The 17278-nt window shown below is 60.7% G+C and carries 13 protein-coding genes and 1 pseudogene; 7 read left to right on the plus strand and 7 right to left on the minus strand.

The window, feature by feature from the left end:
* Positions 1-35: 35 nt before the first annotated feature.
* Positions 36-1202 (minus strand): PLP-dependent aminotransferase family protein, encoded by a 1167-nt coding sequence (locus ABDX87_RS04945; RefSeq protein ID WP_346831875.1) that lies wholly within the window; start codon positions 1200-1202, stop codon positions 36-38.
* A gap of 81 nt (positions 1203-1283) precedes the next feature.
* Here ABDX87_RS04945 and ABDX87_RS04950 point away from each other — a divergent pair, with 81 nt between their 5' ends.
* Together ABDX87_RS04950 and ABDX87_RS04955 are read left to right on the plus strand one after the other, a co-directional pair.
* Positions 1284-1727 carry a MarR family transcriptional regulator gene (locus tag ABDX87_RS04950; RefSeq protein WP_346831876.1) on the plus strand — a complete coding sequence of 148 codons (444 nt, stop codon included), beginning with the start codon at positions 1284-1286 and terminating at the stop codon, positions 1725-1727.
* Positions 1728-2022: 295 nt separating this feature from the next.
* A complete protein-coding gene (locus ABDX87_RS04955; RefSeq protein ID WP_346831877.1) occupies positions 2023-3213 on the plus strand; it encodes a benzoate/H(+) symporter BenE family transporter in 1191 nt (396 codons plus the stop codon).
* Positions 3214-3358: 145 nt separating this feature from the next.
* Here ABDX87_RS04955 and ABDX87_RS29120 read toward each other — a convergent pair whose 3' ends face one another.
* The 5 genes and pseudogenes from ABDX87_RS29120 to ABDX87_RS04975 all read right to left on the minus strand — a co-directional run bounded on the left by ABDX87_RS29120 (position 3359) and on the right by ABDX87_RS04975 (position 8965).
* A complete protein-coding gene (locus tag ABDX87_RS29120; RefSeq protein ID WP_431061310.1) occupies positions 3359-4240 on the minus strand; it encodes a methyl-accepting chemotaxis protein in 882 nt (293 codons plus the stop codon).
* Between the two features lie 27 nt (positions 4241-4267).
* Positions 4268-5329, minus strand: a pseudogene (locus tag ABDX87_RS29125) (methyl-accepting chemotaxis protein); the annotation flags it as partial.
* Positions 5330-5640: 311 nt separating this feature from the next.
* Complete coding sequence (locus ABDX87_RS04965; protein WP_346831879.1) at positions 5641-6570, minus strand: S66 peptidase family protein; 930 nt, start codon at positions 6568-6570, stop codon at positions 5641-5643.
* A gap of 72 nt (positions 6571-6642) precedes the next feature.
* Positions 6643-8115: a mechanosensitive ion channel family protein gene (locus tag ABDX87_RS04970; RefSeq protein WP_346831880.1), complete on the minus strand. Its 1473-nt coding sequence runs from the start codon at positions 8113-8115 to the stop codon at positions 6643-6645.
* A gap of 76 nt (positions 8116-8191) precedes the next feature.
* Entirely contained in the window at positions 8192-8965 is a 774-nt protein-coding gene (locus ABDX87_RS04975) for an SDR family NAD(P)-dependent oxidoreductase (RefSeq protein ID WP_346831881.1), read from the minus strand.
* A gap of 179 nt (positions 8966-9144) precedes the next feature.
* Here ABDX87_RS04975 and ABDX87_RS04980 point away from each other — a divergent pair, with 179 nt between their 5' ends.
* Positions 9145-9720, plus strand: coding sequence for a TetR/AcrR family transcriptional regulator (locus ABDX87_RS04980; RefSeq protein ID WP_346831882.1), 576 nt, complete (start codon positions 9145-9147; stop codon positions 9718-9720).
* 517 nt (positions 9721-10237) lie between these two features.
* On the opposite strand, the gene ABDX87_RS04985 is transcribed toward ABDX87_RS04980, so the two are convergent.
* A complete protein-coding gene (locus tag ABDX87_RS04985; protein ID WP_346831883.1) occupies positions 10238-10999 on the minus strand; it encodes an SDR family oxidoreductase in 762 nt (253 codons plus the stop codon).
* 237 nt (positions 11000-11236) lie between these two features.
* On the opposite strand from ABDX87_RS04985, the gene ABDX87_RS04990 reads away from it, so the two are divergent.
* From ABDX87_RS04990 to ABDX87_RS05005, 4 genes are all read left to right on the plus strand, one after another.
* On the plus strand, positions 11237-12241 hold the full coding sequence (locus tag ABDX87_RS04990) for an NADP-dependent oxidoreductase (protein ID WP_346833704.1): 1005 nt from the start codon (positions 11237-11239) through the stop codon (positions 12239-12241).
* Positions 12242-12392: 151 nt separating this feature from the next.
* The gene (locus ABDX87_RS04995; RefSeq protein ID WP_346831884.1) at positions 12393-14591 is read left to right on the plus strand and encodes a TonB-dependent receptor; all 2199 of its coding nucleotides are present in this window, start codon (positions 12393-12395) and stop codon (positions 14589-14591) included.
* 248 nt (positions 14592-14839) lie between these two features.
* The gene (gene pssA, locus ABDX87_RS05000; protein ID WP_346831885.1) at positions 14840-16183 is read left to right on the plus strand and encodes a CDP-diacylglycerol--serine O-phosphatidyltransferase; all 1344 of its coding nucleotides are present in this window, start codon (positions 14840-14842) and stop codon (positions 16181-16183) included.
* Positions 16184-16188: 5 nt separating this feature from the next.
* Positions 16189-16863, plus strand: a complete 675-nt coding sequence (locus ABDX87_RS05005; protein WP_346831886.1) for a TetR family transcriptional regulator — start codon at positions 16189-16191, stop codon at positions 16861-16863.
* Positions 16864-17278 lie beyond the last annotated feature (415 nt).

Below are 17278 nucleotides of genomic sequence, written 5' to 3' on the forward strand. Positions count from 1 at the left end.
CTCAATCCTGCTCGGTGATGCGTGTGCGTAATGTATCAGGCTGCAAGGGCAGCCTGTGCGTGTCTGATGACTGCCGCCAGTCGTTTCAACCCTTCATCCAGTCGTGCGGGCTCGATGTGGCTGAAGTTCAGGCGCAGATAGCCGGGGTTGGCATCCGGGTCGGTGAAAAACGGTTCACCCGGCATGAACGCCACGTTCTGCGCCAACGCCGTGTTAAGCAGCGTACGAGTGTCGATCTTTTCCTTGAGCGTCAGCCAGAAAAACAAGCCGCCTTGCGGGCTGTTCCACTGCGCCAGATCGCTGAAATGCCGTTGCAGCGCGGCTTCGAACTGGTCTCGACGGGTGCGGTAGAAGCCTCGCAGCTCCAGCAGATGCTGCTGATAATGATCGCTGCCGATCCACTGAAGCGCTTGCCACTGGCCCACACGGTTGGTGTGCAGGTCAGCGGACTGCTTGAGTTTTAGCAGATGCGGAAACAGGTCCGGCGTGGCAATCAGATACCCCACGCGCAATCCCGGCATCAGGGTTTTCGACACGGTGCCGGTGTAGATCCAGCTGGCTTTCTTCAGGCGGCTGACGATGGGCTTGGCGCTGGCGCCATCAAACGTCAGGTCGCGATAAGGCTCGTCTTCGATCAGGGTCACGCCGAACTCGTCCAACAGCGCCGCCACGGCGTCCCGCGCTTCTTCGCTGTAGCGCACGGCCGAAGGGTTCTGGAAGGTCGGGATCAAATAGGCGAACGACGGCGTGTGCTGTTGCAGGCGCTGACGCAGTACGTCCAGATCAGGTCCTTCGGCGAGCAACGGGACGGTGAGGCAATCGGCGCCGAACAGCTGGAAGATTTGCAGCGCCGCGAGATAGGTCGGGCCTTCCAGCAGGATCTCAGTGCCTTTGTCGATGTACAGCTTGGCGGCCAGGTCCAGCGTTTGCTGCGAACCACTGACAATCATCACCTGACTGGCCTCGCAGGCAATGCCCAGCGCCCGGGCCTGGGCCGCGAGCGCTTCGCGCAATTGCGGTTCGCCCTCACTCATGCCGTATTGGCCCATGCTGCGCGGCATGTCGGACCATTGGCTTTGCGGCAACATCGCTTCGGCAGGCAATCCACCGGCGAACGACATCATGTCCGGGCGCTGAGCGGCAGCCAGGATTTCGCGAATCAGAGAACTCTTCAAACGGGTGACGCGTTCGGAAAATGCCATGAGATCACCGCTGGCGGAAATAAATGGAAATAGGTCAAACTGGTTGACTGAAACTACGACGACTTGCCCGGATACGTCAATATGCTTGACCTTAAAAATTCATCGACACAGCAGATCGCCATGGAAGCGTTTTTCTTCGGCTATCAGGCGTTCACTGCAAAAGCTGACGAAATGCTCGATCGTCGGGGCCTGAGCCGGGTCCACCAACGCATCGTGTTTTTCATCGCCCGCTATCCGGGGCTCAGCGTGAAGGAACTGCTTGGCGTGCTGGGCGTGAGCAAGCAAGCGTTGAACACCCCGCTGCGGCAGTTGATCGAAATGGAACTGGTCCTGAGCGTCGCCCCCGAAGACGACAAACGAAAACGCCTTCTGGAGCTCACAGTCGAAGGCGCGAAGTTCGAAGAATCACTGCGCCGCGAACAGGTAAAACTGCTGCAACGGGTATTCGCCGAGGCCGGACGCGAAGCCGTGGATGGCTGGCTGGCCGTGAACAAGGCATTGGGCAATACCCTCAATCGCAGCTGAGCCTCGAAAGCACACGCACGTTGTAGATGAAGGTCAGGATCATTCCCACGCTCCGCATGGTAGCGCTGTTATCGGCCCTCCGCGCCAGCCCTGGACGCAGAGCGTCCAGCCGGGCATTCCCACGCGGAGCGTGGGAACGATCAAAGAAAGCTCATCTCCTGAACGGACGTGACCTTCACCCTCCAGAGCCCGCAACTGTGCCGATTATTGCGCACCCCGCTGTATCGCAACGAACCGTCACAACTGCGTATACGCTTGCACACCTGCTCACCTCGCCGCCCCAGGGATAGACCGCATGACCGACGCGACCCACACCCCACTGCGCCCCCTCGCCGACAGCTCGCCCTCCGCCATCGTCGCAGGCTTCATCGCCATGATGACCGGCGTCACCAGCTCCCTCGTGCTGATCTTCCAGGCAGGCCAGGCCGCCGGCCTGACCTCCGCGCAGATATCCTCCTGGATCTGGGCACTGTTCATGGGCATGGCCATCTGCAGCATCGGTCTGTCATTGCGTTACCGCTCCCCTATCACCGTCGCCTGGTCGACGCCAGGTGCGGCACTGCTGATCACCAGCCTGGGGCATGTCGCCTACCCCGAAGCCATCGGCGCCTTCATCACCAGCGCCATTCTTGTCTTCATCTGCGGCATCACCGGCAGCTTCGAGAAACTGGTCAAGCGCCTGCCCACCTCCTTGGCGGCGGCACTGCTGGCCGGCATTCTGTTCAAGATCGGCAGCGAGATCTTCGTCGCCGCGCAGCACCGTACAGGCCTGGTGCTGGGCATGTTCTTCACGTACTTGATCGTCAAACGCTTCTCGCCGCGTTACGCAGTGCTCGCGACACTGCTAGTGGGTGTGGCGCTGTCAGCGATGCTCGGCATGTTGAATTTCAGCGGTTTTGCACTGGAAGTTGCCGTGCCGGTGTGGACTACGCCCTCGTTTTCGCTGGGCGCCACCATCAGCATCGGGATTCCGCTGTTCGTCGTGGCCATGACCTCACAGAACATGCCGGGCATCGCCGTGTTACGCGCCGACGACTATCAGGTCCCCGCCTCTCCGCTGATCACCGCCACCGGACTGATCTCGCTGGTGACTGCGCCGTTCGGGGCACATGGCATCACGCTGGCGGCCATCAGCGCGGCGATCTGCACCGGCCCGCACGCCCATGAAGACCGCAACAAACGCTACACCGCCGCGATCTGGTGCGGGATTTTCTACGCCATCGCCGGGGTGTTTGGCGCGACGCTGGCCGCGTTGTTCGCGGCGTTCCCGAAAGAGCTGGTGCTGTCGATTGCCGCGCTGGCGTTGTTCGGCTCGATCATCAACGGGCTGACCGTGGCGATGAACGAACCCAAGGAGCGTGAGGCTGCATTGATCACCTTCATGGTGACGGCGTCGGGGCTGACGCTGTTTTCCATCGGGTCGGCGTTCTGGGGGATTGTCGCGGGAGTGCTGACGCTGGTGATTCTTAACTATCGGAAACCCTGACTCCCCCAGATGCATACAACACCTGTGGGAGCGAATTCATTCGCGAGACGTCGGTACAGACAACCGAAATTCGTTGTTTGAAATAACGCATCGCGAATGAATTCGCCCACAGTGGTCATCCGGCGTAGGGCCGTGCAACTCAGGCTCACAACCTGAAATGCCCCACCATCCCTTTCAATTCCATGCCCAGTGACGCCAGCTCAATGCTGGACGCCGCGTTGCCCCGCATCGCCAGGGCGGACTGATCGGCGCTGGCACGGATGCTGGTGACGCTGCGGTTGATCTCTTCGGCCACAGAGCTCTGCTCTTCGGCCGCGGCCGCGATCTGCTGGTTCATCTGCTGGATCAACGACACCGCCGCCGCAATGCTGCCCAGCGCGCTTTCGGTCTGCAACGCATCGCTGACGGCCAGCTTCACCAACTCACCGCTGCTCTGAATCTGCGCCACCGACGCCTGCGCGCCACTTTGCAGGCTCGTCACCAGGCGCTCGATTTCTTCGGTGGATTGTTGGGTGCGCTTGGCCAACGCCCGCACTTCGTCCGCCACCACCGCAAAGCCCCTGCCCTGCTCGCCCGCCCGCGCGGCTTCGATGGCAGCGTTGAGGGCCAGCAGGTTGGTTTGTTCGGCAACGCTTTTGATCACCCCCAACACCTTGCCGATGTTCTGGATCTCGGCGCTGAGGTTTTCGATGCTGTGACTGGCCGAGTTGGCCGACGTCGCCAGTTGCTCGATGCGCTGCATGCTTTGGCGCACCACCGCCTGACCACTGTCGACCTTGGTGTCGGCTGTCTGTGCGGCCAGGGCGGCTTCCTCGGCATTACGCGCAACGTCGTGCACGGTGGCGGTCATCTGGTTCATGGCCGTGGCCACTTGCTCGGTTTCTTCTTTCTGGGAGCTGACTTCCAGATTGGTCTGCTCGGTGACGGCGGACAATGAATGCGCCGAGGTCGCCAGTTGCTCGATACCTGCTTGCAGGCCGCTGACGATCCCGCTCAAGCCCGCGCCCATCTGCTGCATGGCCAGCATCAACTGGCCGATCTCATCCTTGCGCGTGACCTGTACGGACCCGCTCAGGTCGCCGGCAGCAATGCGCTGGGCGATGGCAATCACGCTGCGCAGTGGCGCGACGATGATCCGGGTAATGACGAACGACGCGATCAAGCCGACGATCAACGCGAGCACAGACGAACCAATGATCTTCATCGAGTTGGCCTGCAGCTCGCCCATCATCGACTGATCTTCCGCGTCATAGGCCTGATTCACTTGCTGGACGACGGTCCTGGCGTTGGCCGCCAGTTGCTGGGAAACCTTGGCTTCGTCTGCCAGCAAGCCGGTGTACTCGTTGAGCTTGTCGCCGAAATTGGCGATGTGCCCGCTGACCTCGGTCAATACGGTGAGGTAGCCCGGGTCCTTGATCACGGCTTTAAGTTGCTCGGCGGACTCCTGCGCCTGCACCGCCTGTTCGATCTTGCCGGTTTTGGCCTCTTCCCCCGAACCGGTCTTGCGGCTCTTGTCCAGGCGCACACGGGCCTCGTCCATGGCCTGCATCATCAATTTGGAAATCTGGCTGACCTGGGCCGATTGCTCGATGAACTCCGAGCCTTGCTGGCCTTGGGAATCCTTGAGGTTATAGGCGCCGTCGTCGGCAAGGCCGGCCTGCAACACGTCGAGGTTGTTGGCGACGCTGGACACCGACCAACTGGCCATTTCCAGCGCCAGGTCCTTGCTCTGACTGATGCTGACGAATTCGTCGAAGGACTTGCGGTACGCGGCGAGCGCTTGCTGAACTTCGGTCATTACCCGCTGATTCACGGCCGAGCTGGATTTGAGCGTTTCCGCCTGAGCGTTCAGGGCATCGAGCCCCGCGTGCAGCTCGTCGACCACCTTCGGATCGCTGTGCAGCGCGAAGTCCTGCTCAAGCAGTCGAACGCGGTTGAGGCCGGTATTGAGCGCGGTCATATCCTTGAGACTGTCGAAATGCACGCTGATCGATCGCAGCGACCAGACCCCGATGGCCGCGACCAAGGCGGTCAACAGGAGCACCAGCACGAAGCCGATTGCCAGTTTCTTCGCCATTCCGAGATTGGCAAAACGCGTTTGCACGGCCGAAATCATACGATCAGTCCCCAGTCACAGCTAAAAGGCACACACAACGAGGCCATGTGAGCACGGCCATTCAATTTTCGTGCAGATTCGCAACGGGTCAGGCGCAAAACAAGTCTTTGACGTCGGAATAATGGCAAATAGCTACGCCAACGTCGCTTCCAGAATGGTTATCGGCGTATCCAGATTTCTCAACAGGGAGCGAGGTGCCGCAAAGGCCTCATTCACCGAGGCCATGCGACGAAAGGTAACGCGCCAGAATGGCGCGAAAACGCGTTGGGAGTGACACCGCGTGCGCAGGTAACGCTCAGGCTCGCCGGCGGTCAACGCGCGGCAGGTGCAACCGTCAGGGTGCCGGTGTCGGCGTCCAATGTGGCGCGGCTGCCCAGCGCGACCGCGAGGTTGCGATCGCCGTGACCAATCGGCAATCCACCCAGCAGAGGGACACCCAGATCGGCCAGGCGCTCGATCAAGACATCGGGCGGTGTGACCGGATTGTTGCCATGGCCCGGCTCGCTGAACTGGCCGATGGCGATGCCGCCCACCCGTTGCAGAATGCCGCAGTTGCGCAGATGAGTGAGCAGACGATCAACCCTGTAGGCCAGTTCGCCGACGTCTTCGATGAGCAGGATGGCGCCTTCGAGGTCCGGCATGAACGGCGTGCCGACGCAGGTGCTGAGCATGCTCAGGTTGCCGCCCAGCAACGTGCCTTCGACCGCGCCCGATGTCCGCACGCTGAAGGTAGGCTCGGCGGGGTCGGCCTGCACCACCATCGGTTCGGTGCTCATCAAGGCATGCCGCAATGTGCTGGCGAACTCGCCGCCTCGCTCCAGTTGCGCGGCCACCGGGCCATGAACGGTCACCAACCCCGTACGGTTCCACAGCGCAGCGTGCAACGCCGTGATGTCGGAAAAACCGACCACCAGCTTCGGATCGCGGCGCACGGCGTCGTAGTCCAGGAGCTCAAGGATCCGCTGCACGCCATAACCGCCTCGGTTGCACAGCACGGCACGTATCTCGGGATCGGCCAAGGCATCGTTGATGTCTGCGACCCGGTTTGCGTCGCTGCCAGCGAGAAAATGCTCGGCGTCCAGCGCATGGGGGTAAACCCGTGGACGCAAACCCCAGGACGTCAACTCGCGCACCGCCGCCTGAACCCTCGCCTCGGCCACGGGGCCGGCAGGCGACACCAGCGCCACAGCATCCCCCGCGCGCAAGACGTTAGGGTTGAGGATTGTGCGGGATACAGGCATTTCAAGGACTCGGCTGACGTTCGAATGAACCGGCAATGTAGAGCACTCCCTTTTTCGAATCCAGTGTCAGGCTTAACTCATCTTGTCGGTCGGGCCCTGACCACGATTGGCCTGAAAACGCGTGACGCTCTTGCGCAGCCAGCCGAGAAAACCGCTTGGATCGACGATCACCGGCTTGGTCTCCAGCATTGCCGCACGCGCCTTGGCGCGGAATTTAGCCAGACCGGCCAACGCACCGATCAGCTCGGGATGCGCCTCAAGCCAGGGTTCCAGGTCAGCCTTGTCGATGCGGTAAACCATGCAATCGGTGTACGCGCAAAAACGCCCCACGGTGGGCGTTCCGTCAACGAACCCGGTCTCGCCCAGCAATTCGCCGGGCCCCATGCGACCTACTTCCAGCCAGCCGTCCGGGCGCGGGATCGACACCGAGATCACACCCGACTCAACGATGTACAGCGCGTCGGGGACCACCCCTTCGGCAAGCACCACGTCCTTCGCCGAATAGGCACCGAGTCGCATGTGCTGCTCAAGCTGTGCGCGGTCATCGTCGCTGAGCATGCGCAACGCGCCGACGGTATTGAGGACAGCGGATTGCCGGGTCGCTGGCCGAGACTGGTCCAGCCGTGTTTCGGCGGAGGCCAGTTGCCGGTGAATCAGGTCGAAGAGCTGGTTGCGCACGGCTGAGCGACGATCACGGGATTTCACGTAGCCGGTGACTTCATATTCAACGCTGCGCAGGCCCGACTTCACGACTACGGCCGACGGCTTGGGTTGCGCCAATAATTCACGGCAACCCAGCAGCGCCTTGTCCAGCGAGTCCAGTACCACACTGGGGCGCAACCGCGTCGGCAGTTCGATGGACAAGGTGACAGAGTGAAAATGGTCGGGGCGACTGAAGTTGACGATGCGCGTTTTCGCCGCCATGGCATTGGGGATCACCGCCATGCTGCCTTCGGAGGTCAGCAAATGCGTGGACCGCCAGTCGATCTCGATGACTTTGCCTTCGATGTCGTCGACCCGAATCCAGTCGTCGACGCGAAACGGTTTGGTCGCATTGAGGACGATGCCGGAAAACACATCGCCCAGTGTGCTTTGCACCGCCAGACCGAAAATGATCGCCACGGCGCCCGAGGTCGCGAGCAACCCTTTTACCGGCAGGTCGAGCACGTAGCCGGCGGCGGCCACGGCAGCGACCAGAAAAAAGATCGCGCCCATGACGTCTTGCAGCAGATGGCCCTTGCCGCCGATGCGTGGCTCCATGACCACCACCGCCAGAACCGTCAAGGTCCTTGCGCCGAACAGCCACCAGGTGATGGTCAGGATCGTGCCAAGCACATGCCTTGGCACCGACCAGTCTATCGGCACCGGATACAGCGGGCTCAGACCGCCATCGAGCAGCGCCATGCTGAACATCACGAACAGCACCAGCCGAAGCACCAGCTTGCGCCGCAACAGTCGGGGATGCATCCATTGCCAGAGCACCAGATCAACGATCAGCAGCAGCGAAGCGCTGAGCAACGGATAAGCGAACCACAGGTGATCCATCGAAACTCCTGGAAGGTAAACAGCCCAAGGAGCTTAGCTGATTACCGTCGCAGGTAGGCCTCAAAACACCCGAGCGTCAGCCGCGAAACAGCGGAATACCCCACGGCGCGCCGATGTTGCCGCCATCGACCACGATCTCGGCAGCGGTCATGCCCGACGACGCGTTCGACGCCAGGAACATCACCGCTTGGGCCAGTTCTTCAGGATCGGAGAAACGGCCCATCGGAATACGCGGAGCCATGGCTTTTTCGGTGGCATCAACGGTGGAGCCTGCACGTGAACCACGGGTCCAGATCGGTGTGCGGGTTGCACCCGGGATCACGGTGTTGACACGAATGCCCTTGGGCGCCAGTTCCGAGGCAAACACTTTGGCCATCGAGGTGATTGCACCCTTGGTCGCCGAGTACGCGGACGAGCCTGGCGAGCCGAGCTCACGCATGACCGAGCCGTTGAGGATCACCGAGCTACCCTCTTTCAGCAGCGGCAACACGCCCTGCACCGTGAAGAACACCGACGTCAGGTTGGTGCGCACGATCGACTCGAACGCTTCCAGGGTGGTGTTGCCCAGCGGTGTCGCGCCGGAGATACCGGCGTTGGCGAACACCACATCGAGGCTGCCGAACGCCTCGGTGAGTTTCTTCACCACCACATCAATGTCGGCGAGGTTGTTCACGTCCGCCTTGATCCCCAGTACGTCGCCACCCAGTTCGGCCACGGCCGCATCGAGTTTGGCTTGATCGCGCCCGGTGATGGCGACCCGCGCGCCGTTTTCCAGCAGCAGTCGCGCAGTGGCCAGGCCGATGCCGCTGTTGCCGCCGGTGATCAGAATGGTTTTGCCGTTGACGCTCATGGTTGCTCCTTGAATCTCATGCGAAGGATGGGAGAGCCGGTGTGGGTCAAACCCCTATGGAGGACAACCATACTCCAATTTTGGATTTCGTACATACTCCAAATAAAAAATTTTTCGAACAGTATTTGGCGTATGATCGCTCACCATATCGTTACGAAAAGCAGTCACCGGAGATTTCCATGTCGCGCTCACAGGCAGAGAAAGCCGTCATCCACGAACACATTGTCAACCTCGCAGCCGAGCGTTTCCGGGAAGTCGGGCTGAACGGCATCGGTGTGGCCGACCTGATGAAAGAAGCAGGCCGGACCGGCGGCGGCTTCTACAAACATTTCGAATCACGGGAAAAGCTAGTCGAAGAAGCGTTGCAGTGCGCGTTCGACAAACGGGCAAAGGCGCTGGAAAAGTACACCGACCCGGAGTCAACCCTGACCCTGGCCGATCTGGTGGACAGCTACCTGAGCGAGCGGCACCTTAACGACCCGGGCTCGGGCTGCGCCTTGGCCGCCGTGATGAACGATGTCGCGCGCAGCAGCGATTCGATCCGTGAGGTATATACGCAGGAGTTGCAGAACGAACTGGCGGTGATCACGGCGTTGACGAGCAGTAAGCAGCCCTCGAAGAAGCGCGCTCAGGCGCTGATGGCCATGTGCACCCTGGTCGGGGCGATCGGGTTGTCGCGTGCGGTGACGGATGAGGCGTTGGCGCAAGAGCTGTTGAATACGGGCAAGACGCTGCTCAAGGCGCTGGATGCGTAAAGGCTGCTGCGATTTGTTTGCGCTGGCCGGAAATATCGCAATCGACGCATTACCTGTGGGAGACGTCGGAGGTTACGACGGCAGCGAATGCGGTGGGGCAGTTCGCATCATCGGGACGGTCCTACCGCGTTTTCACCTCAATCGTGGAATAAACACAAAACCTGCGTGTGAGCTTGCTCGCGAATACATTGCTGATCGCTCCGCGTGGGAATGCATCCCCCGACGCTCTGCGTCGAAATCGGATGACGGTCTACGCCATGGGCGGCTTTACCACGCGGTGGGTCAGTTGCCTCGATGTCGACTGACGCACCGCATTCGCGACCGTCGTAACCTCCGATTGCTCCTACAGATGTGTGTGTGTTGATCCGCAGAACCTTGACGATCCTGGATACTGTGGGAGTTAGCTTGCTGACGAATGCGGTCATTCATTCAACATCAATCTCACTGACATAACGCATTCGTCGAAACGCCGCCCGCAGCAAGCCGCCTGCGGGCAACCCATGTCTGATCTGTGGAATTAAAAAGCCGTGACGCCGCCATCCACCGCCAGCGAATGACCGGTGGTAAAGGCTGCGCCGTCGCTGCACAGGTACAACACGGCGGCGGCGATTTCTTCGACTTTGCCGATCCGGCCGACGGGGTGCATGGTGGCGGCAAATTCGGCTTTGCGGGGGTCGGCTTCGTGGGCGCGGCGGAACATGTCGGTGTCGATCACTGCAGGGCACACGGCGTTGACCCGGATCTGCTTCTTGGCGTATTCGATGGCTGCCGATTTGGTCAGCCCGATCACGGCGTGTTTGGACGCGGCGTAGATGCTCATCTTCGGCGCGGCCCCCAGTCCGGCGACGGACGCGGTGTTGACGATTGCGCCGCCGCCCTGCGCCAGCATGACCGGCAACAGGTACTTCATGCACAGCCACACACCTTTGACGTTGACGCCCATGATCGCGTCGAACTCGGCTTCGCTGCCTTCGGCCAGACGGCCTTTTTCGATCTCGATGCCGGCGTTGTTGAACGCGTAGTCCACGCGACCGAACGCTTCCATGGCCTTGATCATCATCTGCTGCACCTCCGCTTCCCGGGTCACGTCGCAGCGCAGGAACACGGCTTCGCCACCGGCTTGACGAATCAGCTCAGCCGTCCCCTCTCCGCCATCGGCATCCAGGTCGACGGCAACCACTTTCAGGCCCTGTTCGGCAAATGCCAATGCGGTCGCCCGACCAATGCCGGCGGCGGCGCCAGTGACCAAGGCAACCTGCCCGGAAAACGTCATGCTCATGGAATCGTCCTGTGTTGTGGTTTTTATGAGGAAGGCGTGCAGCCCGTTGCGAGGGAGTTTAGTCATGGGATCGGGCATCCGGTCAGCACTATCAAAGCCCCGGTTACGTGATCATGAGCACGGGTGATGGTGGGCATCATCGGCATGGATCGTCGCGCATTCGCCTTGCGCTCTTTGCTTGCCCATCATCGATTCCCGGTCTATCACTGGCCTTTCTCTTTCATTCAGGACCCTGCCATGACTGCGCTGAACAACCGCCAATTCCTTCTCGCCCGCCGCCCGGTGGGCCCTGCCAGCCGTGATGACTTCACCTTTCAGACCGTGCCCGTTACCGAACCCGCAGCGGGGCAGATCGTGGTGAAATGCGAATACCTGTCTCTGGACCCGGCCATGCGCGGCTGGATGAACGAGGGCAAGTCGTACATTGCGCCGGTCGAACTGGGCTCGGTAATGCGAGCGCTGGGTGTGGGCAAGGTCGTTGAATCGCAGAGCCCGGCATTCGCGGTGGGCGATTACGTGCAAGGCGTTCTGGGCGTGCAGGACTATTTCGTGGGCGAGCCCAAGGGCTTCCATAAAGTCGACCCTAAATTGTTGCCACTGCCGGTGTACCTGGCGGCGCTGGGCATGACCGGCATGTCGGCGTATTTCGCCCTGCTGGAAGTGGGTCAGCCGAAAGAAGGCGAGACCGTGGTCATCTCGGGTGCCGCTGGCGCAGTGGGCAGCGTCGCCGGGCAGATCGCGAAGATCAAAGGCTGCCGTGTGATCGGTATCGCGGGTGGCCAGGAAAAATGCAAAACGCTCATCGACGAGTTCGGTTTTGACGGGGCGATCGACTACAAGAGCGAAGACATCAATGTCGCGCTGAAACGCGAATGCCCGAAAGGGATCGACGTTTATTTCGACAACGTCGGCGGCGACATCCTCGACGCCGTGCTGACCCGACTCGCCTTGAAAGCGCGGGTGGTGATCTGCGGCGCGATCAGTCAGTACAACAACAAGGAAGCCGTCAAAGGCCCGGCCAACTACCTGTCGCTGCTGGTCAACCGCGCCCGCATGGAAGGTTTCGTGGTCATGGACCATGCCGCCAACTTCCAGAAAGCAGGCATGGAGATGGCCGGGTGGCTGGCGCAGGGCAAACTCAAGAGCAAAGAGCACGTTGTCGAAGGGCTTGAGACATTCCCCGAAACCCTGCAGATGCTGTTCAAGGGTGAGAACAACGGGAAGCTGGTGTTAAAGGTTTAAACGCTCAGGAACCGATGTGAAAAAAATGTAAAAAAACACCCTTCAGGTGATAACAATTCGCAATCACTTCCTGCTAGCATCTGCGCCGAAGAAACATTCGCATCGCCAGGGAGGCTTTTTCGCAGACTAGACATCTACAGGAAGCTTCCCGATGGCCCTACGCCTCCCCTCCCGCCCGACGTTGCTCGCGCTGTGCTGCTCGGTCAGTGCCAGCGCCTACGCCGCTGATCAAACCATCGAACTGGGCGCAACAGCCGTCGATGCTCAAGCCATTCAGCAGACTCCCGGCGCTCTGCCGGAAGAGTTCGCGGGTGGTCAGGTCGCGCGAGGCGGGCAAATGGGCGTCTTAGGTAATCAGGACAACATGAGCGTGCCGTTCACGATGACCAGCTACACCTCGAAAATCATTGAGGACCAGCAGGCTGAAAACGTGGGCGATGTGTTGCTTAATGATCCGTCGGTCCGTCAGTCGGCCGGGTTTGGCAACCAGGCGCAGGCGTTCGTGATCCGTGGCTTGCCCCTCAATGGCGACGATATCTCGTATAACGGCCTGTATGGCGTCCTGCCCCGGCAAATTCTTTCAGTCGATGCCGTCGAGCGCGTTGAGGTCTTCAAAGGCCCGAACGCATTCATCAACGGCGCCAGCCCCACCGGCAGCGGCCTAGGCGGCACCGTGAACCTTCAACCCAAGCGCGCCCAAGACAGTCCGACCCGCCGCTACACTCAGGACATCAGCACTGACGGTCGCATCGGCGAACACCTGGACCTGGGCCAGCGCTTCGGCGAAGACAACCGTTTCGGCGCTCGGGTCAACCTGAGCCAACGCGAGGGTGAAACGGCTGTCCATGATCAGGATCAGCGCAGCAAACTGTTCGTTGCCGGCCTGGATTACCGGGGCGACGACTTCCGTCTGTCCACCGACTTCGGTTACCAGAAAGAGCGCGTCAATCACCTGCGCAACTCGGTGCAACTGGGGGCCGGGCTGACACGCATTCCCCATGCGCCGAGTGCCGATCACAACTACGGCCAGGACTGGACCTATACCGAAACCGAAGACACCTTCGGCATGATGCGCGGCGAATGGGATCTCAATGACAGCTGGACCGCGTATCTGGCTGGCGGCGGCAAGCACACGCGGGAAACCGGCCTGTACGGGACGCCGACACTGACCAACGCCGCCACGGGCGCGGGGACCATCGGCGGATCGATCATCCCGCACAACGAAGACAACGCCACGGTCATGGCCGGTTTGAACGGCAAGCTTCAGACCGGCCCGATCAGCCATCAGATCAGCCTCGGCGCGTCGAGTATCTGGACTCAGCAAGAGAACGCCTACGAGTTCTTCCGCGCGAGGGCCACCAATATCTACAACACGCCAAGCCTCTCCAGACCGACCGATGTGTCACTGACCGGTGGTGATCTGGGCGATCCTGGCGTCACCGGCAAAACCCGTAACCGAAGCCTTGCGCTGTCCGATACCGTGGGTTTGTTCGACGACACGCTATTGCTGACCTATGGCGTGCGCCGTCAGCAGCTTCGCGTCGAAAACTACACCTATGAAGGCACCACCTCCGGTGGCGTACCTTACGGCAACAACGATGGCAGCCGAAGTGCGTTGTATAACGATTCGATCACCACGCCGGTATACGGCATCGTCTACAAGCCGATCGACACGGTCTCGCTGTACGCCAACCGCATCGAGGGCCTCGCACAAGGCCCGACCGCCAGCGGCACGGTGCTCAACGCCGGTCAATCCTTCCCGCCAGGCCGCACCAAGCAGCTGGAAGCGGGGATCAAGCTGGACATGGGTTCCTTTGGCGCCAACCTGGCCGCCTTCCGCATCGAGAAACCTACCGACGGCTTCACGGATGCGGCGAGCAATCTGTTCGTGCGCGACGGCAAACAGATCAACCGTGGCGTGGAATTCAGCGTCTATGGCGAACCGCTTGAAGGCTTGCGCCTGTTGGCAGGCGCCACACGCCTGGAATCGAAACTGGAAGACACGGCGGGCGGGACAACCGATGGCAACCACGCCATTGGCGTACCGACTTTCCTGATGAACGCCAGTGTCGACTGGGATGTGCCGGGGTTGCAGGGCGTTTCCTTGAACACCCGCTTCCTGCGCACGGGCGGTCAGTACGCCGATCAGGCCAACAACCTCAGCCTGCCAAGCTGGAACCGCTTCGACGCCGGCGCGCGTTACGGCTTCAAGGTGGCGGAAAAGGACGTGACCTTGCGCGTTAACGTCGAGAACATCGCCAATAAGGATTACTGGGCGTCGGCCAACGGCGGTTACCTGACCCAGGGCGATCCGCGTCTGGTGAAGTTCTCGGGGACCATCGATTTCTGATCATGACGTGAAACCGCTTTTGTAGGAGCGCGCTTGCCCGCGATTGCGTCGGGTCGGTTGAATGGTCATCGACTGACCCGACGCAATCGCGGGCAAGCGCGCGCCTACAGATGAGGAACCTGTCGAACTGACCTGCCCCGCTTGCTGAAATTTCGCTGAACAAGTCAACGATGCTGCTGCCAAAACCACCAGAGGGCGCACTCTGGTGTAAGCTCGTGCGCTGTTGATTTCGACTCATCGAGAGGCTTATGCGGGCTTCCTTCCGACGTTCTACCCTTGCAGCGCTGCGCGGCTTCGAATCGTCCAGCGCGGCCATCACCATTCTGCCCAGCGCCGCCGACTATCGCCGGACCCTGCTCGAGAAGATTGCGTCGGCCACTCAGCGCATCTATATCGTCGCGTTGTACCTGCAGCAGGACGAAGCCGGTCAGGAAATTCTTGATGCTCTGTATGCCGCCAAAGCCGCGAGGCCAACCCTCGACATCGTGGTGCTGGTCGACTGGTTCCGTGCCCAGCGCGGGCTGATCGGTGCCGGCAAACAGGCCGGGAACTCGGCGTGGTATCAGGCGCAGAACCTGGAGCACGATCAGGAAGTGCCGATCTACGGCGTGCCGGTGCAGACCCGCGAGCTGTTCGGCGTGCTGCACCTCAAGGGCAGCATCATCGACGATTGCGTCATCTACACCGGCGCCAGCATCAACAACGTCTACCTGCACAAGCTGAACAAGTACCGTCTCGACCGCTACCAACTGCTGGAAAACAAGGCCTTGGCCGACTCTTTTCAGCGGCTGGTGACGCAGGAAATTCTGCCGTCCGATGCCGTGCATCGCCTCGACCTGCCCTCGCCGCCAGCGTCTCGCAGCATTCGCGGGGAAATTCGCCAGTTCCGTCAGCGCCTCAAACGCGCCAGCTACGACATCAATGAAGGCGTCCGTGAGAACGGCGAGTTTCGCCTCATTCCACTGCTCGGCATCGGTAACAAGAACCCGCTGAGCAAGGTGCTGTGCGACTTGATCGCCGCGACCAAACAGCAACTGACGCTGTGCACGCCGTATTTCAACATGCCGCTCTCGGTGAAACGCGAGATCAACCGCGCGCTCAAGCGGGGCGTGAAGATCGACATCATCATTGGCGACAAGACCGCCAACGACTTCTTCATCCCGCCAGAGGAACCGTTCAAGGTCATCTCGGCGTTGCCCTATCTGTATGAAATCAGCCTGCGGCGCTTCATGCAGAAGCATCAAACCGCGGTTGCCAAGCATCGTCTGAACATCCACCTGTGGAAAGACGGCGACAACACTTACCACCTGAAGGGGCTGTGGGCCGACGAGCGCTACACGCTGCTGACCGGCAACAACCTCAATCCTCGGGCCTTCCAGCTCGACCTGGAAAACGCGGTGCTGATCGACGACCCGAAAGGCGAGTGGCTCAAACCCCGCGCCGAGGAAATCGAGTTGTTGATGCGCAACACCCACCGCGTCGGCAAATTCGATGAACTGGACACCTTGAGCGAATACCCGATGGGCGTACGGACGTTTTTACGCCGGGTCAGCCGGGTGCGTGTCGAACGTCTGCTTTACCGGATCCTCTGACGACCATGAGCAAGAACACCGGCGTCCGCGCGCAACAGGCCGACCAGACGCGCGCCCGCATCCTCAAGGCCGCCATCACGGTCTTCACCCGCGACGGCTATTCGGGTGGGCGCATCGAGAAGATTTCCGCCGAGGCCGAATCCAACGACCGGATGATCTATTACTACTTCGGCAGCAAGGAAAAACTGTTCGTCAAAGTGCTCGAACATACGTACGAGCGGTTTAATCAGGCCGAAAGCACACTGAAGCTGGACCCGTCGACGCCTGTCGAAACGCTGCGTGAACTGGTGGCGTTCGTGTGGGACTACTACGTGACTCACCCGGAATTCGTGGCGATCCTCAGCATTGAAAACCTGCACAAGGGCAAGCACGCCAAACAGTCCGGGGAGTTGCGGCGCTTGTCGGGCGAGGCCGTGGGCGTGCTTAAACCCATCATCGAAGCAGGTCAGCAACAAGGCCTGTTCCGCCGCGATGTGGACCTCAAGCACGTCTACCTGATGATCGCCTCGCTCTGCTACTTCTATAACTCCAACCTGCACACCCTGACCTCGTTTCTGGGCCAGGACCTGGGCGCTCAGGGGCAGCGGCAGGACTGGCTTACGTTCATCCAGGACTTGGTAGTGCGCGGGGTGAGGGTGTTGCCGAACGAGACAATTAACATCCACCCCGTTCAGGCATGATCAACGCAATGCACTGCATTCGTGTAGGAGCTGCCGGAGGTTACGACGGTGGCGAATGCGGTGTGTCAGACAAAACGCTTTCGCCACCGTCGTAACCTCCGGCAGCTCCCACAGGGTTATGGGGTGTCATTCAAGGCCAGACACTGTCAGTAAGTGCCGGGATTGGCTTTTCTGATAGTCCCACGCGCAGCGTGGTATCCCCGCCCCTGATGCGGCAGGACTGGCTGGCGTTCATCCAGGACCTGGTGGTGCGTGGCGTCAGGGTGTTGCCGAACGAGACAATTAACATCCACCCCGTGCAGGCATGATCAACGCAATGCACTGCACCCCTGTGGGAGCTGCCGGAGGTTACGACGGTGGCGAATGCGGTGTGTCAGGCAAATCGCTTTCGCCACCGTCGTAACCTCCGGCAGCT

The sequence above is a fragment of the Pseudomonas abietaniphila genome (assembly GCF_039697315.1).
GTDB classification, from domain to species: domain Bacteria; phylum Pseudomonadota; class Gammaproteobacteria; order Pseudomonadales; family Pseudomonadaceae; genus Aquipseudomonas; species Aquipseudomonas abietaniphila_B.